This is a genomic window from Pseudoalteromonas sp. 31A1, from assembly GCF_011378815.1.
GTDB lineage: Bacteria > Pseudomonadota > Gammaproteobacteria > Enterobacterales > Alteromonadaceae > Pseudoalteromonas > Pseudoalteromonas arctica.
This window is the reverse complement of sequence record NZ_WTKY01000068.1, coordinates 1-1,132: the sequence shown is the minus strand read 5'-3', so window position 1 is coordinate 1,132 and position 1,132 is coordinate 1. Positions and strand designations below refer to the sequence as shown.

Below are 1,132 nucleotides of genomic sequence, written 5' to 3'. Positions count from 1 at the left end.
GGCCACGTTGACCACGGTAAAACTACACTAACTGCAGCAATCACTAACGTACTTGCAAAAGTATACGGCGGTGTTGCTAAAGATTTCGCATCAATCGACAACGCTCCTGAAGAGCGCGAACGTGGTATCACTATTTCAACGTCTCACGTTGAATACGATACTCCTTCACGTCACTACGCACACGTAGATTGTCCTGGTCACGCCGATTATGTTAAAAACATGATCACTGGTGCTGCTCAAATGGATGGCGCGATCTTAGTAGTTGCTGCGACTGATGGCCCTATGCCACAAACGCGTGAGCACATCCTTCTTTCTCGTCAAGTTGGCGTTCCTTACATCATCGTGTTCATGAACAAATGTGACATGGTAGATGACGAAGAGCTACTTGAACTAGTAGAAATGGAAGTTCGTGAACTTCTTTCAGAATACGATTTCCCAGGTGATGACTTACCTCTAATTGCTGGTTCTGCGCTTAAAGCGTTAGAAGGCGAGAAAGAGTGGGAAGATAAGATTGTTGAGCTTGCAAACGCACTTGATACTTACATCCCAGAGCCAGAGCGTGACATCGATAAGCCTTTCATCATGCCTATCGAAGACGTTTTCTCAATCCAGGGTCGTGGTACAGTTGTAACTGGTCGTGTTGAAGCTGGTATCATCCGCATCAATGACGAAGTAGAAATTGTTGGTATCAATGATACAACTCGTTCTACTTGTACTGGTGTTGAAATGTTCCGTAAGCTTCTAGACGAAGGTCGTGCTGGCGAAAACATCGGCGCACTTCTACGTGGTACTAAACGTGAAGACGTTGAACGTGGTCAAGTACTAGCTAAGCCTGGTTCAATCAACCCACATACTACATTCACTTCAGAAGTATACGTACTTTCGAAAGATGAAGGTGGTCGTCATACTCCATTCTTCAAAGGTTACCGTCCACAGTTCTACTTCCGTACAACTGACGTAACTGGTGACGTACAGTTACCAGATGGCGTAGAAATGGTAATGCCTGGTGATAACATCAAGATGACAGTAACTCTAATCGCACCAATCGCGATGGATGAAGGTCTTCGTTTTGCTATCCGTGAAGGTGGTCGTACTGTAGGTGCTGGTGTTGTAGCAACTATCGTAGCGTAAT

General features: G+C 45.2%; 1 protein-coding gene. It reads left to right on the top strand.

The genetic code is table 11. The annotated features are described in order from the left end of the window. A partial coding sequence (gene tuf / locus GQR52_RS20340) for an elongation factor Tu (protein WP_024592699.1) occupies positions 1 to 1,131 on the top strand: 1,131 nt, incomplete at its 5' end. Position 1,132: the final 1 nt, after the last annotated feature.